The following is a 25,149-nucleotide window of genomic DNA, read 5'->3' on the forward strand; positions in this document are numbered from 1 at the left end:
GGTGCGGAAAGAAAAATCAGGGAAAAAGACGGTCAGACCCTTGACTTTTTGAAGAAATGCGTGTATTATTGCACCTGTAACCATTTGTAACTTTTCGTATCCGGCTGTACACCATTTGGATACAGCTGTGTTACCATTGATATTTTGATCGACGAGAGGAGAAGTCCCACATGGACGAGATTCTTCACCAACCTTCCCAGGCTGGGCAGACCGGGGCCGTCCCCGCTCCGGTGAGGGGCGCCATCGCCGCCGGGCTGGAGCGATTCCAGGGCTGGAAAGACCAGGCCACCGCCGGTGGCCACCGCATCATCAACCCCATCCACTTCCTGGCCCTGGCGGCCGTGGTGGGAGTGGCGGCTGTGGTAAGCACTGTGTACACCCCCGCCTACGTGGTGTCGGTGGACGGCGTGGCTGTGGGCACCGTGGCAGACCCCCAGACCTTTGAGCAGGTGGTGGACCGGGTGGAGAGCCGGGCCGCCAGCATTCTGGGCCACGACTACACCCTGGACCAGGAGGTCAGCTACTCCCTGGCTCTGGTGGAGCAGGAGGATCTCACCCCCGCGGCCAGCTTTGAGAATTACCTCTTCGATCAGATCGGCGACGTGGCGGAGCAATACGTGCTCACGGTCAACGGACAGGTCATTGGCTCGGCCAACGAGCAGTCCACCCTCAACCAGGTACTGGAGCAGGTGAAGGCCGCCTATATTACCGAGGACACCGTGTCCGCCGAGTTTACCTCCGGTGTGTATATCACCAAGGAGTATGTGCCGGTGGACACCAACCAGGATACCGACGCCATGCTGGCCGCCCTAACCGCCAACACCAACGGCCAGACCACCTATGAGGTCCAGAAGGGAGACACCTTTGTGGACATCGCCGCCGCCAACGGTATGACCCTCTCCGAGCTGGAGGCCCTCAACCCCGACACTGACAGCAGCTGCATTTATATCGGCCAGATCCTCAACGTGAAGGAGGAGGTCCCCTTCCTGTCCGTCAAGACGGTGGACCACATCACCTACACCGAGGAGATCGCCTGCCCGGTGGTGGAGGTGGAGGACAGCTTCATGTACCAGGGTGAGTCCAAGGTACTGGATGAGGGCATCCCCGGTACCCAGGTGGTCACCGCCGATGTGTCTTACCTCAACGGAGTGGAGCAGGAGCGCACCGTGCTGGAGACTCAGGTCACCCAGGAGGCTACCAATAAGGTCATCGCCGTGGGTACCAAGGTGCGGCCCACCTGGCTGCCCACCGGCACCTATATTTGGCCGGTGTACGGCAATATCACCTCCTACTTTGGCTACCGCTCCATCTTCGGCTCCTACAGCTATCACCGGGGCCTGGATATCGCCACCGCCTACGGCACCACCATTAAGGCCTCTGACGGCGGTACCGTGGTGTGGTCGGGCACTGGCACCGGCAGCTACTGGAGCTACGGCAACTACGTGGTCATCGACCACGGCAACGGGGTGCGTACCCTGTACGCCCACTGCTCCAGCCTGCTGGTCTCCACCGGCGACAAGGTTTACCAGGGCCAGGCCATTGCCCGGGTGGGCTCCACCGGCCGGTCCACCGGTAACCACTGTCACTTTGAGGTGCAGATGAACGGCACTCCCGTCAACCCCCTGGCCTACCTGGGGTAACAGAACAAGGACAGCAACAGCCCGGCGCGAAAGCGCCGGGCTGTTTTTTGGGGTTCAGGACTCCTCCAGCTTCCGCAGATGGGCCTTGAGCACCTGGTTGATGTAGCTGGAGATGGAGCGGTCCTCCTGCTCCGCCAGGGTTTGAATTTCTTTTAAAATGGGCTCGTCCAATGTAAGACTAATCTTTATTTTCAACGGCTTCATAGCATCACCTGTACAAACTATACCATTTTACAAGATATGATATTGACGAATCGGATAGTATCGCCTATAATCCTACTTGGTGATACATATGATGCACACGAATGAATTTGAAGCGGCTTTTTCTGATTTTCTGGAGCGCCATGAGTATGACGAGGCGGAGAACTATCTGTTTTCCATGGTGCGGCTGGCTTTTGCCGCCGGGTGGAAGGCGGCGGGAGGCGCGCCCCCCAAAGCGGAGCGGCTCTTTGAACTCATTGTGCCTCGAAAGGAAGAAAACCCGGCGGAGTCTGAGTGACTTCGCCGGGTTTTCCCCATGCCGCAATGAAAATGTGGAAAAATCAATGGGCATGGCCCTATCATTGGGGGCGGGGGTCGGGAGGTGCGGGCGACCACAGGTCGCCCCTACGGGCAAAATCGCGGCCATTTGTAGGGGCGACCTGCGGTCGCCCGGCGTGCCGTTTTTTGTCCACGGTCCGGCGCGGCGTCCAGAAGCCGCCCCCTACGAAAATACCTTTGTAGGGGCCGGCGTCCCCGACGGCCCGGAAAACGCCGGACAAACCGGCTCCGTAGGGGCGGGTCCCAGACCCGCCCGGCGGGCGTAGAAACAAACGATGGACAAAAGGGGGGCAAAAACCCCCGTCGGTGCTCCGGCGGGGGTTTTCCTGTATTATTCCTCGTCCTCGGTCTTGGTGCAGGCGATGTTCAGCTCGTCCAGCTGGGCCTGGGTGACCACGCTGGGGGCCCCCATCATCAGGTCCTGGGCGTTCTTGTTCATGGGGAAGGGAATGATCTCCCGGATGGACTCCTCACCGGCCAGCAGCATGACCATCCGGTCCACGCCGGGGGCAATACCGGCATGAGGGGGAGCGCCATAGGTGAAGGCGTTGTACATGGCGGGGAACTTGGCCTTCACGTCGTCCTCACCCAGCCGCACCAGCTGGAAGGCCTCGATCATGATCTCCGGGTCGTGGTTCCGGACGGCGCCGGAGGACAGCTCCACGCCGTTGCACACCAGGTCGTACTGGAAGGCGGTGATGGACAGGGGGTCCACCTCCCCGGAAGCCGCCTTCTTCAGGATCTCCAGGCCGCCGTTGGGCATGGAGAAGGGGTTGTGGCAGAACTCCAGCAGGCCGGACTCCTCGCCGATCTCGTACATGGGGAAATCCACGATCCAGCAGAACTCGTAGCGCTCCTTGTCCATGTGGTTGGGGCAGAAGGCGCCCAGCTTGGAGCGGAGCACACCGGCGGTCTTCTGGGCGGTCAGCAGCTTGCCGGCGGTGAGGCCCACGAAGCAGCCGGGCTCCAGCCCCAGGGCGGATACCACCTGGTCCTTGATGGGCTGGACGAACTTGGCGATGCCGCCTACGAGCTCGCCCTTCTCGTCATAGCGGAACCAGTAGGCCTTGTTGCCGGACTGGACCTCCACCTCGTTGCAGATACCGTCAATCTGCTTGCGGGTACCCTCAAAGCCGGACACTACGATGGCCTTCACCGTGTTGCCCTCGAAGGGCCCGAAGCCGCAGCCGGACAGCAGGTCGGTGGCGTCGGTAAGGGTCAGGTCGATGCGCAGGTCGGGCTTGTCCGAGCCGTACTTGTCCATGGCCTCCAGGAAGGAGATCCGGCGGAAGGGGGCCTCAGAGGCCACGTTGTAGGTGCCGTACTGGGCGAAAATGGGGGGGAGCACCTGCTCCAGCACAGCGAACACATCCTCCTGACCGGCAAAGGCCATCTCCATGTCCAGCTGGTAGAACTCGCCGGGGGAGCGGTCGCCCCGGGCGTCCTCATCCCGGAAGCAGGGGGCGATCTGGAAGTACTTATCAAAGCCGGAGGCCATCAGCAGCTGCTTGAACTGCTGGGGGGCCTGGGGGAGAGCGTAGAACTTGCCGGGATGCTTCCGGCTGGGCACCAGGTAGTCCCGGGCGCCTTCGGGGGAGGAGGCGGTGAGGATGGGGGTGGTGATCTCCATAAAGCCCTGGGCGGTCATGGCCTGCCGCAGGGCGGCCACCACCTGGCAGCGGAGGATGATGTTGTTCTTAACGGCAGGGTTGCGCAGGTCCAGGTAGCGGTATTTCAGCCGCTGGGTCTCGTCGGCCTCCCGGCTGCGGTTCACCTGGAAGGGCAGCTCGTTGTGGCGGCAGCGGCCCAGTACCTCGATCCGTTCAGGTACCACCTCAATGTCGCCGGTGGGCAGCTTGGGGTTCTTGGAATCCCGCTCCCGCACTACGCCGGTGACCGCAATGGTGGATTCCTTGTTCAGCGCCTTGATGGTCTTGACCATCTCCTCAGTCTCGGCCACCACCTGGGTGGTGCCATAGAAGTCCCGCAGCACGGCAAAGCCCAGGCTGGCGCCTACCTCACGGAAATTCTCCAAAAAGCCCGCCAGAGTGACGGTCTGGCCCACCTGCTCCATGCGGAGTTCCCCACAGCTGTGGGTGCGGTAGGCGGTTTTGACATTGGCCATGTGAAATCAACTCCAAATTATAAGATCAAAGGGGGTGCGGATATCAACAAATGTGGGCGGGTGGGGGCCGGCGGCTTTATGGGGCGCGACGACCCCGGTGCGCCATGGTGCAGTTCCCCTCATCCGGCCCTGCGGGCCACCTTCCCCCCTGAGGGGGGAAGGTCAGGACGGGCGCAGTTTGTCAGTGGGGCGGCCTGGACCTCAGCCCTTCTGGTCCAGGTACCGGCTGTAGTACACCTGCACGTCGAAGTTCTTGTACAGCTGGGTGCCATCCTTGGCGGTGACCCCGAAGCAGGCCAGGGCGGTGTTCTTCACATAGTTCAGGAAGGTGACTCCGTCCACGGTGTTGAACCAGTTGAACTCCATGCCCTGGGCGGCACAGGCGGCCTCCAGCTCGTCGATCAGGCTCTGGACATAGGGCAGGTAGGCTCCGGCGGTGGTGCCGTTGGTAAAGAGCACGTCAGAGGGCTTCAGCCCAGCGGCGGTGAAGGGGGTATAGTCGGCGGGGGTGAAGGTCTGCCGCAGGGAGGTGCGGGCCACCCGGGCCACCATGGCGGCGGTCTCCGCCCGGGTCAGGGTCTTGTCGGCGGAGAAGGTGCCCCACTTGTCCACGCCGGTGAGGATACCGGCGTTATAGAAGGCCAGCACGTCGGCGTCGGCGCTGTCCGGCAGGGTGGTGATGGTATTGATGGGGGAGAGCATCTCGTCGGGCACCACGGCGCACAGCAGGGTGACAAACTCCTGCCGGGTGGCCTGCTTGGTGGGGGTGGGGACGGTGATGCCCAGGTTTTCGAGGTAGTTTACATAAGACCCATACCAGGGGAGGGTCTCGCCGGGCTTGGGGGTGATCATGGGGATCTCCTCCCCAGTGATGGCGGCGTTCATCCGGGCGGCGATAGCGGCCACCTCGCCCACAGAGAGCACCTGATTGGGGGCAAAGCCGGTGTCGGTACCGGTCATCAGGCCCACCTCATAGCAGGCCTGGGCGGTGGCGGCGAACCAGTCGGTGGGCTTCACGTCGCTGTAGCCCGGGTAGGTGTTCACCTGGGGAAAGGCCTCCTCCGGGGTAAGGGCGGCGGCGGAGCCCACCAGCAGGGCGGCGGACAGCACCAGAGCGGCAAGTTTTTTCATCAAAGGTTCCTCCTTGTCAGTCAATGGGGGCGGGCCCCCTCATCCGGCCCTTCGGGCCACCTTCCCTCGTGTGGGGGAAGGTCTTTTTGTTATAGACGAAAGCCCAGGAGGAAAGTTCCGTCAGCCCTGGGGTTCCTGGATGGGGGAGCCAACCGCTCGGGCGGCCAGGGTGTCCCGCACCAGGGCCACCGCCTCTTCGGGGGCGAGGGCCTGCTGCTGGCCGGTGGTCAGATCCTTCACCGTCACCTTGCCCTGCTGAATCTCATCCTCCCCCAGGAAGGCGGCAAAGGGGATGGACAGTTTGTTGGCGTAGGTCAGCTTCTGCTTGAATTTCTTCTGCTCACAGTGGAGCTGGGCCCGCACCCCCGCCTCCCGCAGAGCGGTGGCAAAGGAGATGGCGGGGGAGAGGTCCTCCGTCATGGGCAGGATGAGCACGTCGGCAGGGGCGGTGTTCAGCTGCTCATTGAGGTAGCCCTGGGCCTCCAGCACCGAGAACAGCCGGGTCAGGCCGATGGAGATGCCCACGCCGGGGAGCTGCTTGTCGGTGTAATACTCCGCCAGGTTGTCGTACCGGCCGCCGGAGCAGATGGAGCCCACCTCCGGGTGGTCCAGCATCACCGTTTCATATACGGTGCCGGTGTAGTAGTCCAGCCCCCGGGCAATGGTGAGATCCACCATAAAGTGGTCGGCGGGCACCCCGAAGGCGGACAGATACTTCACCACCGTCTCCAGCTCGGCTACGCCCTGGTCAAAGAGCTCGTTTTTGCCCCGGAAGGGAGCCAGGGCGGCCATGGGGTCGTCGGCGGAGAGCAGAGCCAGCAGAGAGTCGGCCGCCTCCGCCGGTACGGCAAAATCGTCCACCAGAATGGCCTTCACCTTGTCGGAACCGATCTTCTCCAGCTTGTCGATGGTGCGCATCACGTCTCCGGCCTGCGCCTCCAGGCCCAGCACGGCAAACAGGCCGTTGAGTACCTTCCGGTTGTTCAGCCGGATCTTGAACCGGTGGAGCCCCAGGGCAGTGAAGGTTTTGTAAATGATGGCGGGGATCTCGGCCTCGTTGATGATGTCCAGGGCGCCGTCGCCGATCACGTCGATGTCCGCCTGGTAAAACTCCCGGTAACGGCCCTTCTGGGCCCGCTCCCCCCGGTAGACCTTGGCGATCTGGAACCGGCGGAAGGGGAAGGTGAGCTCGTTCTGGTGGAGGGCCACGTACTTGGCCAGGGGGACCGTCAGGTCAAACCGGAGGGCCAGGTCGGTGTCCCCCTTCTGGAAGCGGTAGATCTGCTTTTCGGTCTCGCCGCCGCCCTTGGCCAGCAGCACCTCGGCGGCCTCCACCGCCGGGGTATCCAGGGGAGTAAAGCCGTAGAGGGCATAGCTTTTGCGTAAAATGTCCACCATCCGGTCGAACTGCACCTGCCGGGCAGGCAGCAGCTCCATGAAGCCGGAGAGGGTGCGGGGTTTGATTTGGGCCATAGTGATGCTCCTTTGTGTTGAGATTAAGAGATCAGAGATGGAGATAGGGTTCGGGTGTGTAGGGGCGGCCTGTGGCCGCCCAGGCGGAACGGAACAGGGGGCAGCTTTACGGGGGTAAAAAGGCGCTCTCGTCCCTTGTCACGGGACGAAAGCGCCTGCTTTCGTGGTGCCACCCATGTTCGGAGCGGTACGCCGCTCCCTCTGTCCTTCTGGTGCGGGAAGGGGACCGCGCCCGTCTCCGGGCCCGCTGGTGGAGCCGTCTCCCGTCCGCCTGCCGTGGATGCTCGCAGCCGTGGCATCCTTCTCTGGTCCGGTGGTGTGGGCGGTACTTGCTCCGTCATGGCGGTATGATGGCTGGGCCTTCCCCTTACGCGGTAAAGGGCTTGGTCTTGGGGTTGATGATGTCGCGCCAGTCCAAATCCCCCCGCGCCCCACCCGATGCGGAGCATCGTGTGGGGACCCCAATGATTGAAATTGCGGCCGTCGGAAGTGAATTCCGCCGGCCTTCGGCGGCAAGAGCCGCCGCGCCGCCTAAGGCGGCGTGCTGGAGCGGGGGGAAGGATGCTGCCGTCTTGTCTCAGGCGGTAAAGGGTTTGGTTTTGGGGTTAATGATATCTCTCCAGTCCAAATCCCCCCGCTCCAGACCGTGGATGAGCATCTCGGCGGTGGCCACGTTGGTGGCCACGGGGATATTGTACTGGTCGCACAGGCGGGTGATATACTTCAGGTCGGAGTCCAGGTCGTTGGACTGGGGATCGGAGAAGAACAACACCATGTCGATCTCGTTGTAGGCGATCCGGGCGCCGATCTGCTGGCTGCCCCCGTGCTCGTGGGAGAGGAAAAGCTGTACGGGCAGACCGGTGGCTTCGGCCACCAGACGACCTGTCGTGTTGGTGGCACAGATCGTATGCTTGGACAGGATGCCGCAGTAGGCAATGCAGAATTGGACCATCAGTTCCTTTTTGCGATCATGGCTCATCAACGCGATATTCATAGTAAACCTCTCTTCCTTAGTTATATGAGCGGGTCATCGCAGCTTCATCAGGGGGACCTTTTGTCCCAGCAGTCGTTTGGCAATGTTGAGATAGGCCTGAGCGGCTCCCCGGCTGGCGCACAGGATCAGGGGCGTGCCCTGATTGGCGCTGAGCATGACCTGGGGGTCCTCCGGCACCAAACCCAACAGAGGCAGTCCGGCGGTATCCATGGCGTCGTCAATGGTGGTGTGGAGCCGGCGGAGCAGCCTGGGCTGCACCCGGTTTACCACCAAATGGATGTGGGGCATCCTGCCCCAGAGGATGGACACGGTGTGCTGGGCGTCCCGCAGGGCGGAGGCGTCGGTGGTGGAGACCACGATGCCCCGGTCTGCGGCACAGGCCGCCAGCTGAAAGCCGGTCCCCAGACCGGCGGGGGAGTCGATCAGGATGTAGTCAAAAAATCCCTTGGCCTGCCGCACCAGGTCCCGTACGGCGCTCTGGGAGATGGGCTCTCTGGGCGGGGTCACCGGAGCTGTGAGCATGCTCAGCCCCTGGATCACCGGGTGGGGAGTGACCGCCCGCTCCAGCGGGCAGCGGCCGGTGAGTACATCGGTAAAGTCCATCAGGGCCCGGTCGCTGAGTCCCAGCGTCAGATCCAGGTTGCGCAATCCGATGTCCATATCCATGCACAGCACCTTGTGGCCCAGGGCGGCCAGGCAGGAGCCCACGCCGCCGGTCAGAGAGGTCTTTCCGGTGCCGCCTTTCCCCGATGTGATGACGATTGCAGTGGACATAGGCTCACTCCTGACATACAAGATAAGAATAACACAATAGTTCGCGGGACGCAATGCTTAACTTAGTCATTGATGCACAAAAAATCCCTTAAAGGGGGGCTTTTTGTATCCTGGCCCACCGTCGGGGATAGCCATTGGGGGTGGGGGAGACCTTTTCCACCACCACCACCCGGTGGCTGACCCCCGTTCCGGGGATCTCATAGTCCACCCGGGGGAGCAGGCGGCCCCCCAGCTTGGCAATACCCCGGGCGGCCCGGTCCACCTCGGCGGCGCTGTCCACGCTTTTCATGGCCAGAAATTTACCGCCTACCTTTACATAGGGCAGACAGAGCTCACACAGCACCTCCAGGGAGGCCACCGCCCGGGACACGGCATAGTCAAAGCTATCCCGGTATCCGGCCTGATGGGCCTGTTCCTCGCCCCGGGCATGGAGGCAGGTGACGTGGTCCAGTGAGAGGGCATCACACACGCTCTCCAGCCAGGTCACCCGCTTGCCCAGGGAGTCCAGCAGGGTGACGGTGAGAGAGGGCTCCAGGATCTTCAAAGGCAGGCCGGGAAATCCGGCCCCAGTGCCCACGTCGATGAGGGTCTTGCCGTTGAAATCCTCTCCAATGGTCAGCAGGGCTGCGCAGTCCAGGAAGTGAAGGTCCACCACCTGGTCTGGCTCGGTGATGGCGGTCAGGTTCATGACCCGGTTCTGCTCCAGCAGCAGCCGACCGTATTCCGCCAGCTGGCCGGCTGCCTGGGGAGGCGGGGTAAGGCCCAGGGCGGTCAGGCCCTGTTCGATCCGTTGCTTCATTGTCCACCTCCGAAGTTAGCCAGCAGGGCTGGGATGCCCAGGCACAGGCTGATGATGAAGCCTGCCACGCATACCGCCGCCAGCACGCCCATGGAGACCTTTCGGGAGGGCGGGCTGTCCGGATGGCGGGCCAGATAAAGGGCGATGGCAAACATACCGCCGATGCCGGGACAGGCAAAGAGAGGAGCGATGCCGTAGAGGTAGCTGCCCTGGTGGAAGAAGGGGTACAGGTTGAGGACCACAAAGCCCACCATGTACACCACGCCGGTCCAGGCCAGGATGCGCTTGACAGGGGAGGCGGGGGTGTAGGACTCCCGCTCCGGAGTTTGGTCGTCAGGTCGGTCAGTCATGCTTCTGCTCCTTCAACAGGTCGCGGATCTCCGCCAGCAGCTCCTCCTGGGTAGGCTTGGGGGGCTCGGCGGGCTTGGGCTCCTCCTCTTTTTTCCGGTGGAAGGTATTGAGTCCCTTCACCAGACAGAAAATGACGAAGGCCATGATAAGGAAGTTGACCACCGCCTGAATAAAGCTGCCGAAGGCGATGGTGGCGCCGCCCACGGAGAAGGTCAGGGCGGCAAAGGTGGATTCCCCAATAAAGATGCCTACGAAAGGCATAAGGATGTCGTTGGTGAGGGAATCCACAATGGTCTTGAAGGCGCCGCCGATGATGACGCCCACCGCCAGGTCCATGACATTGCCCCTGGCGATAAATTTGCGAAACTCGGCAAGGAAGCCTTTGGTTTTCTCTTTTGCGGACATAGATACTCCTTTGTATAGGGGAAAAAATCAAATAGGGGAGGGGGAGGCGGCCGCTGGCCGTCCTCCCAACCCATTACGCCTTGGGGGTAAGCACTTCCTTGCCGCCCATGTAGGGCCGCAGGGGGGCGGGGATCTTCACCGAGCCGTCGGCCTGGAGGTTGTTCTCCAGGAAGGCGATGAGCATCCGGGGGGGCGCCACCACGGTGTTGTTCAGGGTGTGGGGCAGGTAGGTGCCCTTTTCCCCCTTGACCCGCATCTTCAGACGGCGGGCCTGGGCGTCACCCAGATTGGAGCAGGAGCACACCTCGAAGTACTTCTGCTGCCGGGGGGACCAGGCCTCGATGTCGCAGGACTTCACCTTCAGATCGGCCAGGTCGCCGGAGCAGCACTCCAGCTGACGGACGGGGATGTCCATGGACCGGAAGAGCTCCACGGAGTACCGCCACATCTGCTCGTACCAGTGCATGGAGTCCTCAGGCTTGCACACCACCACCATCTCCTGCTTCTCGAACTGGTGGATGCGGTACACGCCCCGCTCCTCGATGCCGTGGGCCCCCTTCTCCTTGCGGAAGCAGGGGGAGTAGGAGGTGAGGGTCTGGGGCAGCTTATCCTCGGGAATGATCTGGTCGATGAACTTGCCGATCATGGAGTGCTCGCTGGTACCGATGAGGTAGAGGTCCTCCCCCTCGATCTTGTACATCATGGCGTCCATCTCGGTCTGGGACATGACTCCCTCCACCACGTTGCCGTGGATCATGAAGGGAGGAATGCAGAAGGTAAAGCCCTTGTCCATCATAAAGTCCCGGGCGTAGGCCAGCACCGCCTCGTGGAGCCGGGCGATGTCCCCCATGAGATAGTAGAAGCCGGAGCCGGATACCCGCCCCGCGGCGTCCATATCGATGCCGTCAAAGGACTCCATGATCTGGGTGTGGTAGGGGATCTCGAAGTCGGGGGTCACCGGCTCGCCAAACCGCTGGACCTCCACGTTGCAGGAGTCGTCGGGGCCGATGGGCACGGAGGGGTCGATGATGTTGGGGATCTGGAGCATGATATGGCGGATCTGCTCGGCCAGCTCGGCCTCCCGCCCCTCCAGGTAGGCCAGCCGGTCGGCGTCCGCCTTGACCTCGGCTTTCAAGGCCTCGGCTTCCGCCAGCTTGGAGGGGTCCTTTTTGGACTGGCCCATGAGTACGCCAACCTGCTTGCTCTTGGCGTTGCGGGCGGTGCGAAGATCCTGGGCCTCCTGGATGGTTTTGCGATTTTCGGCATCCAGAGCCACTACCTCGTCCACCAGGGGCAGCTTGGCGTCCTGGAATTTCTTCTTGATGTTTTCCTTTACCACGTCCGGATTTTCCCGGACGAATTTGATATCCAGCATATATGCTCAACCTTTCTTGTGTGGTTTATAAGCGCCGGTCCCGGCGGCCGCCATATATGGCGGCCTGCCTTATCAGTAGAGAGCTTCGTAGATCTCCTGGTACCGGTCGTAAGGGGAGAAGCGGTCGTTGTCGGTGGCGCTCTCCCTGGGCAGGGATTCGGGCAGCTCCTGGCCCATCTCCTCGATGAGGGACCTGGCCAGGCTGTAGCGGCCCCGGACGTAGGCCTCGTTGATCTGCCAGAACCAGTCCAGAGCGGTGGAGGCCTGGGTCAGCTCATCCACCTGATCCTGGAGATCGTTGATCTGATCCTCCTGGCTGGCGATAGTGGACTGGTCCACGCTCTGGGCGGCCTCCAGCGCAGCCACCTGCTCCTTCAGAGCCTCATTTTGGGCGATGGTGTTTTGCAGGGATTCGGTGGCGGAGTTGGAGGTCTGTTGCAGGTTGTCGATGGCCTCCTGGTTGGCCCGCCGCTGCATCATAAGAGACATGAGCAGCAGCACAAAGGCGGCGGCAAACAGGATCATCAGGTAAAAGACCACGGGGTTGCTCTTGTTGGGCTTTTCGTGCTCCGCGTCGTGTTGGAGCTGGCCCCTGGTCTGCTTATCGTCGTCAGAATGGCTCAAAGGTCCGTACCTCCTTGGTGGGCGGAGGGCAGCTGCTCCAGCAGCTCCAACAGGGTGTTGAGATCCTCCGCGTCGTAGTATTCCAATTCAATTTTGCCCTTTTTCTTGCCGTTAATAATATTGACCTTTCGACCGAACCGGGTGGCCAGGGATTTTTCAGCCTCCCGCAGGTAGATGGTCAGGTCGGGGCCGGGAGCGGCGGCGGGCGGAGCCTCCTCCTTTTCTCCCGCGGCCAGACGTTTGGCAAGGGCCTCAGTCTGACGGACGCTCAGATCCTCGGCAATGACCTTTTGGGCCAGCTTCTTTTGCAGCTCTCCGGTGGGGGCGGTCAAAATGGCCCGGGCGTGTCCGGCGGACAGCTTGCCCTCTTCCAGCAGCAGGTGGACCACGTCGGGCAGGGCCAGCAGCCGGAGGGCGTTGGCGATGGCGGGCCGGGACTTACCCACCCGCTGCGCCACCTCCTCCTGGGTCAGACCATATTCCTCCATTAGCGTTTTATAGCCGTTGGCCTCTTCCACCGGGTTCAGGTCCTCCCGCTGGAGGTTTTCAATGAGCCCCAGCTCCATGACCTTCCGGTCGTCGGCCTCGATGATGACGGCGGGGATCTCGCTAAGGCCCGCCAGCTTGGCGGCCCGCCACCGCCGCTCCCCGGCGATGATCTGATAGTAGCCCGAGGACAGCCGCCGCACTGTCAGGGGCTGGATCACCCCATGGGTGCGGATGGAATCGGCCAGATCCTGAAGGCTGGACTCCTCAAAGCGTTTCCGGGGCTGTTTGACCCCCGGTTCCACCTGGGCGATGGGGAGGGAGAGGGATCCGCCCTCCTGGGACTGCAAGGCGGCGTCTCCCAACAGGGCACCCAGACCTTTGCCCAGGCCCCGTTCCAATGCCATGGTCATTCGCTCCTTTCTTCCCGTGTAATAGTGTAGCTGTTGTGCTCGGCCAGCTCCTCCGCCAGAGCGGTATAGGCCTCTGCGCCCCGGGAGTAGGGGTCATAGGCCTGGACCGGCTTTCCAAAGCTGGGGGCCTCGGAGAGCCGTACGTTTCTGGGGATCACTGTGGCGAATACCTGCCCGGGGAAGTGGCGCTTGACCTCCTCCGCCACCTGCATGGACAGGTTGGTGCGTCCGTCGTACATGGTGAGGATGACACCCTCCAGGCTGATCCTGGGGTTGAGGGACCGCTTAACGATGCGGATGGTAGACAGCAGATCGCTGAGCCCTTCCAAAGCGTAATACTCGCATTGCACCGGCACCAGCACCGTGTCGGCGGCGCACAGTGCGTTGAGGGTAAGCAGCTCCAGGGAAGGGGGACAGTCAATAAAAATGTAATCATAGCTGTCCGCCAGCTGATCCAGGGCATTTTTCAGCAGATATTCCCGGTGATCGGCGGTGATCATCTCTACTGTAGCCCCGGCCAGGGATTTGTTGGAGGGGATCACGTCCACAAAGGGGGTTTTTACAATGGATTTGGTCACGTCCACTCCGTTGAGCAGTACGTCATAAATGTTGGGGGAGAGGGTCTTGTCCACGCCAAAGCCGGAGGTGGTGTTGGCCTGAGGATCAAAATCACATACCAAGATCCGCTGACCCAGCTTTTGCAGGGCGGCGGCCAGATTGACGCAAGTGGTGGTTTTTCCCACGCCGCCCTTTTGGTTTACGATTGCAATGGTCTTTGCCATAGCGCACCTGCCTTTATCATTCCTGCGTATGGTGTATATTATAGCCTTTGCTTTGGCGCAATTCAACTGAAAAGAGGAAGAAAGTATGTTTCACGTGAAACATGGCCTATGTGCAAAGAGACAAAAGCCGGATGTTTCACGTGAAACATCCGGTCTTTGAAGAGATAGGAGATGTGATTTAAAATGTGTAGGGGCGGCCTGTGGCCGCCCGCCTGAAAGGATACCGAAACCGGGGGGCGGGCCCATGTGGGCGTCGGCCCCTACGGACAGCAACCAACGGAACCGGGTGGTTATTGGGCGTGCGGTCAGCCCTTGGGAATGGTAATGGTAAGCAGAATGGCGTCGTCAGTCTCCTGGCGTTTGCAGTTGGCCTTGACCCCGGCGCTTTTCATCATAGTCAGCCCCCGGGTGACCGTGTTTAGAAAAAGGCGCACATCCTTTATAATAAAGGAAGGCTTTTTCCGCCGGGGGGCGCCTGGGGCGGGGTTTAGCAGCTCCTCCACGTACTGCTCCGTTTTGGCTACGGTCAGGCCCTCCCGTGCCACATAGCGGGCGGCCTCATCCTGGGCGGCGGGGTCCTCCAAGCGGAGGAGGGCCCGGGCGTGACGTTCGGTACAGCCGTGCTCCCGGAGTACCGTCAGCGCGGCGGCGGGGAGGCGAAGGAGCCGCAGCTTATTGGCTACCGCCGACTGGGACTTGCCAATCCGCCGGGCGGCTTCCTCCTGGGACAGATGGTAGGTCTGAATCAGAGCGGACAGAGCGGCGGCTTCCTCTACGAAGTCCAGATCCCGGCGCTGAAGATTTTCCACCAGGGCCAGCAGGGAGGACTCCTGTCCGTCCACGCTGACCAGGATGCAGGGCACTTCCTCCAGCCCCGCCAGCTTGGAGGCCCGCAGCCGCCGTTCCCCGGACACCAGCTCATACCCCAGCCCCACCCGGCGTACCGACAAAGGCTGGAGCACCCCGTGCTCCTTAATGCTGGCGGCCAGCTCCTCCAGCCCGTCCTGGGCAAAAAACTGCCGGGGCTGGGCCGGGTTGGGGGAAATGGTGTTAATGGGTAAAAATTGCACTCGGGTGCTCTCAAACAGGCCCTTGCGGCGCAGCAGCGGCATAAGTATTCCTCCTTGGTAAATTATGGATTTCACCTATAGCCTACCACATTTTCCCGCAAAGGGAGGGGAAGGGCGTCGAGTGGGAAATATTTTTTATTCCTGTGCCAGCCGGCTGGCCAGGGCCCGGAGAAAGACCAAATTGCTGGGCCGCTGAGGGGGCAGGCCTCCCATGAGAGCTGTGTAGTCCGGATGGGCCGCGGTCTGGAGCTTGTCCACCATGGCCCGGATGTTTTTCTCCACGCTGGCGTAGCTGGTTCGGTCCTGGGCAATGGTGGGGGCGTAGGCCTCCTTTAACAAGGCGTTGGGGTCCCGGCACAGCACCGCCGCCGCCCGGGCCGCGGCGGCTACCCCCATGCCGGAAGCCCCCATGGATTCCAGCAGGGCGGCGGCCCGGTCCGCCAGGGGAGACAGGCAGAGGGAGGCAAGCAGCTGTGGGAGGCTTTGAAAGTTGATGGGCTTTACCAAATAGTAGCTGGCCCCCAGGGAAAGGGCATAGTGGATTACCTGGGGATTGGAGATCTGAGAGGTCACTACCACCACCGGCCGCTGGGGCAGCTTGGACAGGGCGCTCAGAACGCCCAGCCCGTCCAGGCCGGGCATCACCAGGTCCAGCAGCACGGCGTGGGGCCGCAACCGCGCAACCAGCTCCAGACCTTCCAGGCCGTCTGAGGCCATACCGCACAGCTCCAGGCCGGACAGAGAGGAAAACGCGCCGGTCACCAGCAGCCGGGCGGCCGGATCGTCTTCCAGCACCAGTACCCGAATGGGCCCTTCCATGGCTTTTTCCCCCTTACTTCCCGGTATTTTATACAATATTATCATAACCCATCTGTTTCTGGATGTAAATGGGAAGTTGGATTCGGGGGGAGACTGTGGGCATCTGCTCTGACGCGGGGCCCCCTCATCCGCCCCCTGCGGGGGCACCTTCCCCCCTGAGGGGGGAAGGTCTGAGGGTTCGATTTTTGCCTGTAGGGGCGGATATCATCCGCCCGCGGTACCGGTAACCGCTCCGTTGTCGATGAACAGGCCGTTCCCCTCATCCGCCTCCTGCGGGGGCACCTTCCCCCCTGAGGGGGGGAAGGTTTTGGGGTGGTCGCCAGGGCGCAAAAAACAGCAGCGGGGTTACCGCTGCTGTTTGATAGGGCTTAGAATCAGGCCGCCGGGGACTCGGCGGGGGTTTCGGTCTCCGGCGCGGGAGTCTCGGTTTCGGCGGCGGGGGTTTCGGTCTCAGCCGCCGGGGACTCGGTCTCGGCGGCGGGAGAGGCGCTGGCCTGAGCCTCTGCCTCGGCCTGCTGTTCCTCCTGCCACTGGAGGGCCATGTTCATCATAAAGTCGTAGAAGGCCTTGGGGTCCAGGTTCTTGTAGGCGTCGGTGGTCTCCACCTGGGCGTCGGCTCCCCACTGCTCCAGCTTCAGATTCATGCAGTAGTCGGAGTAGGCCGCCCTGGTCTCATCATTCTTGGCGTCCACTCGCATGAGGATGTGATAGCCATAGCTGGTCTCCACCGGCTGGCTGATCTCGCCCACCTCCAGGGCGGTACCGGCGTTGGCAAACTCCACCATCAGGGAGGAGGTGCCGTCCAGCAGCATACCGCTGGACAGGAAGGTGTACCCTTCGGGCTTGAGCAGATCCCCGGTCTCCTCGTCCCGGCCGTCGCCGCTCTTCTCATTCATGGCCTCGTCAAAGGCGGCGGCGGGGTCGGCGGCGGCGGTGATCTCCGCGTAGAGGGCCTCGGCCTCCGCCTTGGTGGCCGCTTTTTCCTCGTCGGTGGGGTCGGAGCCGTCCTCGTGTTCCGGGAAAACCAGAAGGATGTGCTTGCAGGTGTAGATGCCCTCGGAGTCGATCATGTTCTGGAGGGCCTCGTCGGTGGCCTCAAACTCTCCGGCCTCCTCAAATTTGGTCTGGAGCCCGGACACCTGATAGTAGGCGTCGTTGAGGGACAGGTAGCCCTCCCGGGAGATGCACTGCTGATCCAGCCACTCCTGGAGGGTCAGGCCATAGTACATCTCGTACATCTGCCCCAGCTGCTCCAGACTGGCCTCGGCCTCCGCCCGCTGGTCCTCGGTGACGGTCACCCCATTGGCCTCCGCCTGGGCGGCCACTACGGCGTACAGCTTGCTGGTTTCCAGAGCGGCGTCCTTCAAATAGTCGGCGGTGGGGGTGTCCTCAATGGTCTCCTCCCAGGCCTCATCGTCCGCCAGATAGCCCATGCTCTTGGCGGTGGAGATGCTGGTGAGCAGCCAGTACAGGTACTGGTCGGCGGTAACGTCCCGGCCGTCTACGGTGAAGAGCACCGTGTCCCGGGTCAGACCAGTGGCCTGGTAGGCGATATCGTCCGCCGCCGGGGTGGCGGCGGGGGTGGTCTCCGCCGGAGCGGGGTTCCCGTTGGAGCAGCCGGTCAGCGCCCCCAGCAGCAGCGCGCCGCTGAGACCGGCGCACAAAAGTCGGTTCCATTTCATGTTTCTTGTCCTCCTTGTTACAGCCGGCCCACAGGCCGGGAAAACAGTGTCAGTGTACACCCTTTTCCCTCAAAAGGCAATCAAACCAGGGGACATTCATAAAAAGTTCACAACTCAGGCCCGGAGGAAGCCCTTGCCGAAGATCTCGCTGGAGTTGGCCACGATCATGAAGGCCTTGGGGTCCACCTGCCGCAGATGACGGCGGAGGGTCACCGCCTGCCGCCGGGACAACACGGTGAGCACCACGTGGTGGACCTCATGGGTATAGGCCCCCTGGGCCTGCCACAGGGTGGCCCCCCGGCCCAGGGTATGGGTGACGTAGCTGCACACATGCTCCGGGTCGGAGGTGATGATGAAGAAGGCTTTTCGGCGGTTGAGGGACTCAATGGCGCTGTCCACCAGCACCGACTTCAGGGCCAGGCCCAGCAGGGAGCACAGACCGGCGGTGATGTCGAACACCACCAGGGCGGCGGCGGCAATGGCCACGTCGCTGACCAGCAGAGCGGTGCCCACGTCCAGGCCGGTATACTTCTTTAAAATCATGGCGGCGATATCGGTGCCGCCGGAGGAGGCGTCAATGTTGAAGAGGATGGCGGCTCCCAGGGCGGGCAGGATCACGGCAAACAGCAGCTCCAGCATGAGCTGGTCGGTAAGAGGGGCGGACATGGGGCAGATGAGGGAGAAGAGCTGAATCAGCCCCGCCGACAGCAGAGAGCAGTACACCGTCCGGAACCCAAAGCTCTTGTCCAGCAGCAAAAAGCCCAGGATAAGGAAAAGCACGTTGATAATGGAGTTGTAGGTGGAGGCGCTGAGGGCGGGAAACACCTTGCCCAGCAGGATGGACAGACCGGACACGCCACCCATGGAAAAGTTATTTGGAAATTTAAAGAAATAGACCCCAATGGACAGCATAATGGTGCCAATGTTCATCCAGATAAATTCCTTCAGGAACCGTTTCTGTTCTATGGTCATAAGCGGTCTCTCCTTTCGCCAGGACGGGGAGAATGGAGTAAAGTATTTTAACTTTACTGAAATGGGCGCCGCCGGGTCAATGCCATTGTAACATTCCCCCTGAGAAAGCACAAGAAAGTGATTTGGCAAAGAGTACCGGAAGAAGGGAAAAATTTGACCCGTCATATCAGACAAAATTGATAAAAAGTGATGACGGGTCAGTGGTTTTTTGATAAAATATGGTCAGTTGCAGAGTATGGCAAAATTCGCTAGAATAATTATGAATAATCTGTTAAGGGAGACGGCGCCAATGAAATTGCTGGAAGAGCGCATCCGTACCGACGGGAAGATCCGGGAGGGCGGCGTGCTGAAGGTAGACAGCTTTCTCAACCATCAAATGGACGTAAGCCTGTTCCAGGAGATGGGTAAGGAGTTTTTGCGCTTATACAAGGACTGCGGGGTTACCAAGATTTTGACCATCGAGGCATCGGGGATCGGGATCGCGTGTGTGGCCGCGCAGTTTTTTGATTGCCCGGTGATTTTCGCCAAAAAGAACAAGACCAAAAACATCGCCGGCGACGTGTATACCTCCAAGGTAGAGTCCTTTACCCACGGCAAAGTGTATGATATCATCGTAGCAAAGGAGTTCCTGCGGCCGGAGGACCGGGTGCTTATCATTGACGACTTCCTGGCCAACGGCTCCGCCCTCCAGGGTCTTATCAAGCTGGTGCTGGACGCCGGGGCCACCCTGGTGGGGGCCGGCATTGCCGTAGAGAAGGCTTTCCAGCCCGGCGGCGAGATGATCCGCGGCATGGGGGTCAGGGTGGAATCTTTGGCCCGCATCAAGTCCATGAGCGTGGAGAACGGCGTGGAATTTTGCTGAGCCCGCCGTGGGTGGAAAATGACCCGTAGGGGTCGGCCTCTGGACGCCCCGCCGTATGGGGGATGAGACCGTTCCGCCGGGCCGTCGGGATGAAGAGGGGCGGATGGTCCGCGTCCTTACCATGCCCCCATTTCGTCTGTTCAATCCAGCCCGTAGGGAAGAGGGCTGTTTTGAAGGAAATATGGAAGCAAAGAAATGATTAAGGAGGAAACGATCATGAAGAAGAGAAAACTGCTGTCTCTGCTGCTGGCCGGCGCTATGGCGCTGAGCCTGGCCGCCTGTGGCGGTGGTGGCGGCACCACCCAGACCCCCGCCGGTGGCGAGACCACTCCCGCCGGTAGCGAAACCACCCCCGCCGGCAGCGAGACCGAGACCAAGACCGTAAAGGTGGGCCTGATCTGCATCGGCGACGAAAATGACCAGGGCTACACCTACAACTTCATTCGTGGCAAGGAAGCCGTTACCGAGAAGCTGGCCGCCAAGGGCATCAACATTGACTGGCAGGTCAAGTGGAACATCGGCGAGGACTCCTCCTGCGAGGAGGCCAACATCGAGCTGGCCGAGGAGGGCTGCCAGCTCATCATCAACAACTCCTTCGGCTTTGAGCCCTTTATGCTGAAGGTGGCCCCCGACTACCCCGAGATCGAGTTCATCGCCTGCACCAACCAGGCCAGCTGGACTGATGATCTGGAGAACACCCACAACGCCTTCGCCAACATCTACGAGGGCCGCTATCTGGCCGGTGTGGCTGCCGGCATGAAGATGCAGGAGATGATCGACAACGGCGACATCACCGCCGAGCAGGCCGTCATCGGCTACGTGGGCGCCTACTCCTTCGCCGAGGTGATCTCCGGCTTTACCGCCTACTACCTGGGCGCCAAGAGCGTGTGCCCCAGCGTGACCATGAAGGTCCAGTTCGTGGGCTCCTGGTCTGACGCCACCGAGGAGGGCAACGCCGCCCAGGCCCTGTGTGACGCCGGGTGCATCATGATCTCCCAGCACTCCGACAACACCACCCCCGCCACCGCCGCCCAGAACGCCGGCGTGTTCCACACCGGCTACAACAACGACATGATCTCCGTGGCCCCCGAGTCTTCCCTCATCTCCACCCGCATCGACTGGTCCGTGTACTTTGAGTACGCCATCGAGGCCGTGGCCAACGGCGAGAGCTTCGACCAGGATTGGTGCCACGGCATGGACGAGGGCGCTGTGGTCATGACCGAGCTCAACGAGGACATCGCCGCCGAGGGCACCGCCGAGAAGCTGGCCGAGGTGGAGGAGCAGATCCGCTCCGGCGCGCTGCAGGTGTTCGACACCTCCACCTTCACCGTGGACGGCGCCGAGCTCACCACCTGCTTCGCCCTGGATACCGACGGCGACTTCGTGGCCGATTCTGAGGAGGCCGTGTTCGACGGGGCCTTCCATGAGTCCTACTTCCAGTCCGCCCCCTACTTCACCGTGGAGATCGACGGCATCGAGTGGCTCAACTCCGCGTTCGGCTAATCCCGTTCTCTCCGGAAAAGAGGGCTGCGCCGCAGCCCTCTTTTCTGCCTTTTCCCGGGAAATGATGGGAAGGCGGGCATCGTCCCGGATATGGTTTTGCCCGTAGGGGCGACCCTTGTGGTCGCCCGTCGTACCGGCTCCTGCCTCGAAAGGCCGGGCGGCCACAAGGGCCGCCCCTACGATGGTGGTTCTGTCGCCGCCGGGCCCGCCGGTGTCCGGCCCCACGGGGTGGGCGCCATATCAGTTGCAGGGGCGATTGGCAACCGCCCGGCCCACAGCACACAGCAGCACATGAACAGATCACAGGAAGGATGACAGCCTTGGAAAAAACTGTCCATGCCATTGAATTGAAGCATATCACCAAGCGGTTTGGCAAGGTGGTGGCCAACGACGGCGTCGATCTGGCCCTGAACCGGGGAGAGATCCTCTCCCTGCTGGGGGAGAACGGCAGCGGCAAGACCACCCTGATGAACATGCTCTCCGGGATCTACCTCCCCGACGAGGGAGAGATCCTGGTGGGGGGCCAGCCGGTGTCCATCCGCTCCCCCAAGGACGCCTACCGACACGGCATCGGAATGATCCACCAGCACTATAAGCTGGTGGAGGTGTTCACCGCCGCCGAAAACATCGCCCTGGGTCTCAGCGGCAAGGATCATGACCGCAAGACCATTGCCGCCCAGGTCCAGACCATCAGCGACAAATACGGCTTTGGCATCGACCCCAACAAAAAGGTGTACGATATGTCGGTGTCGGAAAAGCAGACGGTGGAGATCGTGAAGGTGCTCTACCGGGGGGCGGAGATCCTCATCCTGGACGAGCCCACCGCCGTCCTCACCCCCCAGGAGACCGACCGGCTCTTTGACATCCTCCGGGCCATGAAGGCCGACGGCAAGGCCATCGTCATCATCACCCACAAGCTCCACGAGGTCATGGCTATCTCCGACAAGGTGGCGGTGCTCCGCAAGGGCAAGTATATCGGCACCGTCAACACCGCCGAGACCAACCCCCAGGCCCTCACCGAGATGATGGTGGGCCACGCCGTCACCCTGAACATCGACCGTCCCCAGGCCAAGTACAAGGACCTGCGGCTGGAGGTAAAGGGCCTGAACTGCCTGGGAGGCGAGGGCCTGCCGGTGCTGAAGGACATCAATTTCCAGGCCTTCGGCGGAGAGATTTTGGGCATCGCCGGCATCGCCGGCTCCGGCCAGAAGGAGCTGCTGGAGGCCATTGCCGGCCTGCAGAAGGCCCAGTCCGGCCACATCTTCTACTATCCTCCCCATCCCAACAGCGACATCGCCGGCAACCATGTGCCGGTGGATAAGGCGGGAGAAGAGCTGGTGGGCAAGACCCCCGGCCAGATCCGGAAGGTGGGGGTGTCCCTGGCCTTCGTCCCCGAGGACCGGCTGGGCATGGGCCTGGTGGGAGGTATGGGCATGGTGGACAACATGATGCTCAAGACCTACAAGGACAACCCCGGTCCCTTTGTGGATCGGAAGCCGCCCAAGGCCCTGGCCGAGCGGCTCATTGAGGAGCTGGAGATCGTCACCCCCGGGGTGTCCACTCCGGTGCGGCGGCTGTCCGGCGGCAATGTGCAGAAGGTGCTGGTGGGCCGGGAGATCGCCTCCACCCCCACGGTGCTCATGACCGCCTATCCTGTCCGGGGCCTGGACATCAACTCCTCCTACACCATCTACCGCCTGCTCAACGAGCAGAAGATGAAGGGCGTGGCGGTGCTGCTGGTGGGAGAGGATCTGGACGTGCTGCTGGAGCTGTGCGACCGCATCCTGGTGCTGTGCGGCGGCCAGGTGTCCGGCGTGGTGGACGGCCCCACCGCCACCAAAGAGGAAGTGGGCCTGCTCATGACCCATGTGGGCGGCGGAAAGGAGGGAGATCGCCATGCATGAACAGCACAGTCCCCTGATCCGCCTGGCCAAGCGGGACGCCATGCCCCGGGGCCAGGTGTGGGCCATTCGGGGGGCCTCCTTTGTGGCGGCCTTTCTGATCAGCGCCCTGATCTTCCTGCTCATGGGCCACAGCCCCGTGGAGGCCTACGGCACCATGATCAGCGGCTCCCTGGGCAAGCCCACCGCCATCCGGCAGACGGTGCGCATCGCCGTCCCCCTGCTGGGCACCGCCCTGGCCATTGCCCCCTGCTTCAAAATGCGGTTCTGGAACATCGGCGCCGAGGGTCAGATCACCGCCGGCGCTGTGGGAGCCAGCTACTTCGCCCTGTTCTGGGCGGATAAGCTGCCCGGCCCCGCCCTGCTGGTGGTCATGGCTCTGGCCGGCGCCATCTGCGGCGGCCTGTGGGGCCTGGTGCCCGCCTTCTTCAAGGCCAAGTGGGGCACCAACGAGACCCTGTTTACCCTGATGATGAACTATATCATGATCGGCGTGGTGAAATGGCTCCAGGGCGGCCCCTGGGAGGGCCGGCCCGGTTCCCAGATCATCCCCCAGTTCGACTCCGCCGCCGTGCTGCCCAAGGTGCTGGGGGTCCACTGCGGCTGGATCATCGTCCTCATCATGACGGTGGCTATGTTCATCTATATGAAGTACACCAAGCAGGGCTATGAGATCGCCGTCATCGGCGAGAGCGAGAACACCGCCCGGTACGCCGGCATGAACGTGGGCAGGATCATCATGCGCACCATGTTCCTGTCCGGGGCCATGGCGGGCCTGGTGGGCTTCATCGTGGCCTCCGGCGCGGACAACACCCTTCATTCCGGAGTGGCCGCCGGGGTGGGCTTTACCGCCATTACCGTGGCCTGGCTGGCCCAGCTCAATCCCTTTGCCATGATCGCCATCTCTATGCTGCTGGGCGTCCTGGAAAAGGGAGCCGACACGTTGCAGACCCGGCTGGAGGTGCCCGCCTCCATCTCGGATATCATCACCGGCATCTTCTTGTTCTGTATGCTGGGGTGTGAGTTCTTCATCAACTACCGGCTGATCCTCCGGGGCGGCCATAAGGAGGTGGCCAAGCAATGAGTATCAATCAAAATGCCGTGCTGCTGCTCATCATGGCCGCCGTGCTCAACGGCGTGCCTCTGCTCTATGGTACCCTGGGCGAGATCCTGTCGGAAAAGGCGGGCAACCTGAACCTGGGCGTGGAGGGCATGATGTTCATGGGTGGGGCCATGGGCCTGGGAGCCGCCTTCTACTATGAGGCCGCCGGCGGCACCATCGGGGTGCTGGCCGTTTTCCTGGCTCTCTTCTTTGCCTTCCTGGGCGGCGCCATCGGAGCCCTCATCTACGCCTTCCTCACCATTACCCTCCGGGCCAACCAGAACGTCACCGGTCTTGCCCTGGCCATCTTCGGCACCGGCGGAGGCCAGTTCATCGGCGAGTATATGCGGGTGACCTCCGGGGGCTATGTGGCCGTCAGCAACGCCCTCAAGGCAGTGTTCCTCAACTCCCCCTTCCCGGCGGCCCTTCAGCAGCTGCCGGTGGTGGGGCCCCTGCTCTTCGGCCACAGTGTGTTCCTCTACCTGGGCGTGATCCTGGCGGTGGGAATGCACCTCTTCCTCAAACGCACCCGGGCGGGGCTGTCCCTCCGGGCGGTGGGCGAATCCCCCGCCACCGCCGACGCCGCCGGTATCAACGTGACCCGGTATAAATACCTGGCCACCGTGCTGGGGGGCGGCATCTCCGCCATCGGCGGCATGGTGTATATCATGACCATCGCCAGCTGTGTGTGGAACCACGAGGCCCTCTCCGGCGAGGGCTGGCTGGCCGTGGCCCTGGTCATCTTCTGCCTGTGGCGGCCCCTTAACGCCGTCTGGGGCTCCATTCTCTTTGGAGCCCTGATGATCCTCTACCAGCGGCTCCATTTGGGCTTCATTCCCGACGAGCTGTACAAGATTTTGCCCTACGTGGTCACCGTTATCGTGCTCATCTTTACCTCCCTGCGCAACAGCAAGGATAAGCAGCCCCCCAACTCTTTGGGGCTGGCCTATTTCAGGGAAGAAAGGTAAGAAAAGGGGAAGCCCTCTTTGGAAAAAGGGGCTGCTGATCCGGGACCCGCCGCAGGCGGGACGCGCTTTTGCGCGCAGGCCGGGGGGATTCACTTCCCCCGGCCGCAAATGGAAATACGGGGCCCCCACGGGACCAGTCCCGTGGGGAAACAAGCAGCCCCCAACTCTTTGGGGCTGGCCTACTTCAGAGAAGAGCGGTGACCGAAAAAAGCTCCCGGCCTGGCGCTTGCGCCAGGCCGGGAGCTTTTTTCGGAGAGTGGAGAGTGAAGATAGGAGATATTGTAGGGACGGCCTGTGGCCGCCCGTTCAAGCCTTCCCCCGGGGGAAGGTGGCCCGGAGGGCCGGATGAGGGGGGGCG

General features: G+C 62.0%; 24 protein-coding genes. 7 read left to right on the plus strand and 17 right to left on the minus strand.

Annotated features, from left to right (window positions below):
- Positions 1-170: 170 nt before the first annotated feature.
- Positions 171-1,640: a peptidoglycan DD-metalloendopeptidase family protein gene (locus H6B51_RS06130; RefSeq protein WP_204882842.1), complete on the plus strand. Its 1,470-nt coding sequence runs from the start codon at positions 171-173 to the stop codon at positions 1,638-1,640.
- 54 nt (positions 1,641-1,694) lie between these two features.
- On the opposite strand, the gene H6B51_RS06135 is transcribed toward H6B51_RS06130, so the two are convergent.
- Positions 1,695-1,844, minus strand: coding sequence for a ribbon-helix-helix protein, CopG family (locus H6B51_RS06135; RefSeq protein WP_204882843.1), 150 nt, complete (start codon positions 1,842-1,844; stop codon positions 1,695-1,697).
- A gap of 88 nt (positions 1,845-1,932) precedes the next feature.
- Between H6B51_RS06135 and H6B51_RS06140 the strand changes: the two genes are divergently transcribed.
- Positions 1,933-2,139: a hypothetical protein gene (locus tag H6B51_RS06140; RefSeq protein ID WP_204882844.1), complete on the plus strand. Its 207-nt coding sequence runs from the start codon at positions 1,933-1,935 to the stop codon at positions 2,137-2,139.
- Positions 2,140-2,511: 372 nt separating this feature from the next.
- On the opposite strand, the gene aspS is transcribed toward H6B51_RS06140, so the two are convergent.
- The 16 genes from aspS to H6B51_RS06220 all read right to left on the minus strand — a co-directional run bounded on the left by aspS (position 2,512) and on the right by H6B51_RS06220 (position 18,455).
- On the minus strand, positions 2,512-4,305 hold the full coding sequence (aspS, locus tag H6B51_RS06145; RefSeq protein WP_204882845.1) for an aspartate--tRNA ligase: 1,794 nt from the start codon (positions 4,303-4,305) through the stop codon (positions 2,512-2,514).
- A gap of 201 nt (positions 4,306-4,506) precedes the next feature.
- Positions 4,507-5,436, minus strand: coding sequence for an S-layer homology domain-containing protein (locus tag H6B51_RS06150; protein ID WP_243421163.1), 930 nt, complete (start codon positions 5,434-5,436; stop codon positions 4,507-4,509).
- Positions 5,437-5,556: 120 nt separating this feature from the next.
- Complete coding sequence (gene hisS, locus H6B51_RS06155; RefSeq protein WP_204882847.1) at positions 5,557-6,909, minus strand: histidine--tRNA ligase; 1,353 nt, start codon at positions 6,907-6,909, stop codon at positions 5,557-5,559.
- 577 nt (positions 6,910-7,486) lie between these two features.
- Positions 7,487-7,903 (minus strand): methylglyoxal synthase, encoded by a 417-nt coding sequence (locus H6B51_RS06160; RefSeq protein WP_204882848.1) that lies wholly within the window; start codon positions 7,901-7,903, stop codon positions 7,487-7,489.
- 33 nt (positions 7,904-7,936) lie between these two features.
- Positions 7,937-8,677, minus strand: coding sequence for a septum site-determining protein MinD (gene minD, locus H6B51_RS06165; RefSeq protein WP_204882849.1), 741 nt, complete (start codon positions 8,675-8,677; stop codon positions 7,937-7,939).
- A gap of 88 nt (positions 8,678-8,765) precedes the next feature.
- Positions 8,766-9,476: a 16S rRNA (guanine(527)-N(7))-methyltransferase RsmG gene (gene rsmG / locus H6B51_RS06170; protein ID WP_204882850.1), complete on the minus strand. Its 711-nt coding sequence runs from the start codon at positions 9,474-9,476 to the stop codon at positions 8,766-8,768.
- Positions 9,473-9,826: a hypothetical protein gene (locus H6B51_RS06175; protein WP_204882851.1), complete on the minus strand. Its 354-nt coding sequence runs from the start codon at positions 9,824-9,826 to the stop codon at positions 9,473-9,475. The genes rsmG and H6B51_RS06175 overlap by 4 nt, the downstream gene beginning before the upstream one ends.
- The gene (mscL, locus tag H6B51_RS06180) at positions 9,819-10,232 is read right to left on the minus strand and encodes a large-conductance mechanosensitive channel protein MscL (RefSeq protein WP_204882852.1); all 414 of its coding nucleotides are present in this window, start codon (positions 10,230-10,232) and stop codon (positions 9,819-9,821) included. The genes H6B51_RS06175 and mscL overlap by 8 nt, the downstream gene beginning before the upstream one ends.
- 73 nt (positions 10,233-10,305) lie before the next feature.
- On the minus strand, positions 10,306-11,607 hold the full coding sequence (gene serS, locus H6B51_RS06185; protein ID WP_204882853.1) for a serine--tRNA ligase: 1,302 nt from the start codon (positions 11,605-11,607) through the stop codon (positions 10,306-10,308).
- A 72-nt stretch (positions 11,608-11,679) separates the two neighbouring features.
- Positions 11,680-12,231, minus strand: a complete 552-nt coding sequence (locus tag H6B51_RS06190; RefSeq protein WP_204882854.1) for a hypothetical protein — start codon at positions 12,229-12,231, stop codon at positions 11,680-11,682.
- Positions 12,228-13,124 carry a ParB/RepB/Spo0J family partition protein gene (locus H6B51_RS06195; protein WP_204882855.1) on the minus strand — a complete coding sequence of 299 codons (897 nt, stop codon included), beginning with the start codon at positions 13,122-13,124 and terminating at the stop codon, positions 12,228-12,230. The genes H6B51_RS06190 and H6B51_RS06195 overlap by 4 nt, the downstream gene beginning before the upstream one ends.
- A 2-nt stretch (positions 13,125-13,126) precedes the next feature.
- Positions 13,127-13,912: a ParA family protein gene (locus H6B51_RS06200; protein ID WP_204882856.1), complete on the minus strand. Its 786-nt coding sequence runs from the start codon at positions 13,910-13,912 to the stop codon at positions 13,127-13,129.
- A gap of 305 nt (positions 13,913-14,217) precedes the next feature.
- The gene (locus H6B51_RS06205) at positions 14,218-15,024 is read right to left on the minus strand and encodes a ParB/RepB/Spo0J family partition protein (RefSeq protein WP_204882857.1); all 807 of its coding nucleotides are present in this window, start codon (positions 15,022-15,024) and stop codon (positions 14,218-14,220) included.
- Between the two features lie 93 nt (positions 15,025-15,117).
- Positions 15,118-15,801, minus strand: coding sequence for a response regulator (locus tag H6B51_RS06210; RefSeq protein ID WP_204882858.1), 684 nt, complete (start codon positions 15,799-15,801; stop codon positions 15,118-15,120).
- A gap of 374 nt (positions 15,802-16,175) precedes the next feature.
- Positions 16,176-17,483 (minus strand): peptidylprolyl isomerase, encoded by a 1,308-nt coding sequence (locus H6B51_RS06215; RefSeq protein ID WP_204882859.1) that lies wholly within the window; start codon positions 17,481-17,483, stop codon positions 16,176-16,178.
- A gap of 114 nt (positions 17,484-17,597) precedes the next feature.
- Positions 17,598-18,455, minus strand: coding sequence for a YitT family protein (locus H6B51_RS06220; RefSeq protein WP_204882860.1), 858 nt, complete (start codon positions 18,453-18,455; stop codon positions 17,598-17,600).
- Positions 18,456-18,744: 289 nt separating this feature from the next.
- Here H6B51_RS06220 and H6B51_RS06225 point away from each other — a divergent pair, with 289 nt between their 5' ends.
- The 5 genes from H6B51_RS06225 (at position 18,745) to H6B51_RS06245 (ending at position 24,791) form a co-directional block, all read left to right on the plus strand.
- Positions 18,745-19,317: a xanthine phosphoribosyltransferase gene (locus H6B51_RS06225; protein ID WP_204882861.1), complete on the plus strand. Its 573-nt coding sequence runs from the start codon at positions 18,745-18,747 to the stop codon at positions 19,315-19,317.
- A gap of 216 nt (positions 19,318-19,533) precedes the next feature.
- Positions 19,534-20,820 carry a BMP family ABC transporter substrate-binding protein gene (locus H6B51_RS06230; protein WP_204882862.1) on the plus strand — a complete coding sequence of 429 codons (1,287 nt, stop codon included), beginning with the start codon at positions 19,534-19,536 and terminating at the stop codon, positions 20,818-20,820.
- Between the two features lie 320 nt (positions 20,821-21,140).
- A complete protein-coding gene (locus H6B51_RS06235; protein WP_243421164.1) occupies positions 21,141-22,724 on the plus strand; it encodes an ABC transporter ATP-binding protein in 1,584 nt (527 codons plus the stop codon).
- On the plus strand, positions 22,717-23,805 hold the full coding sequence (locus tag H6B51_RS06240) for an ABC transporter permease (RefSeq protein ID WP_204882864.1): 1,089 nt from the start codon (positions 22,717-22,719) through the stop codon (positions 23,803-23,805). Before H6B51_RS06235 ends, H6B51_RS06240 begins: the two co-directional genes overlap by 8 nt.
- Complete coding sequence (locus tag H6B51_RS06245; protein WP_204882865.1) at positions 23,802-24,791, plus strand: ABC transporter permease; 990 nt, start codon at positions 23,802-23,804, stop codon at positions 24,789-24,791. Before H6B51_RS06240 ends, H6B51_RS06245 begins: the two co-directional genes overlap by 4 nt.
- Positions 24,792-25,149: the final 358 nt, after the last annotated feature.

The sequence above is a fragment of the Pseudoflavonifractor phocaeensis genome, assembly GCF_016901955.1.
GTDB classification, from domain to species: Bacteria; Bacillota; Clostridia; order Oscillospirales; family Oscillospiraceae; genus Flavonifractor; species Flavonifractor phocaeensis_A.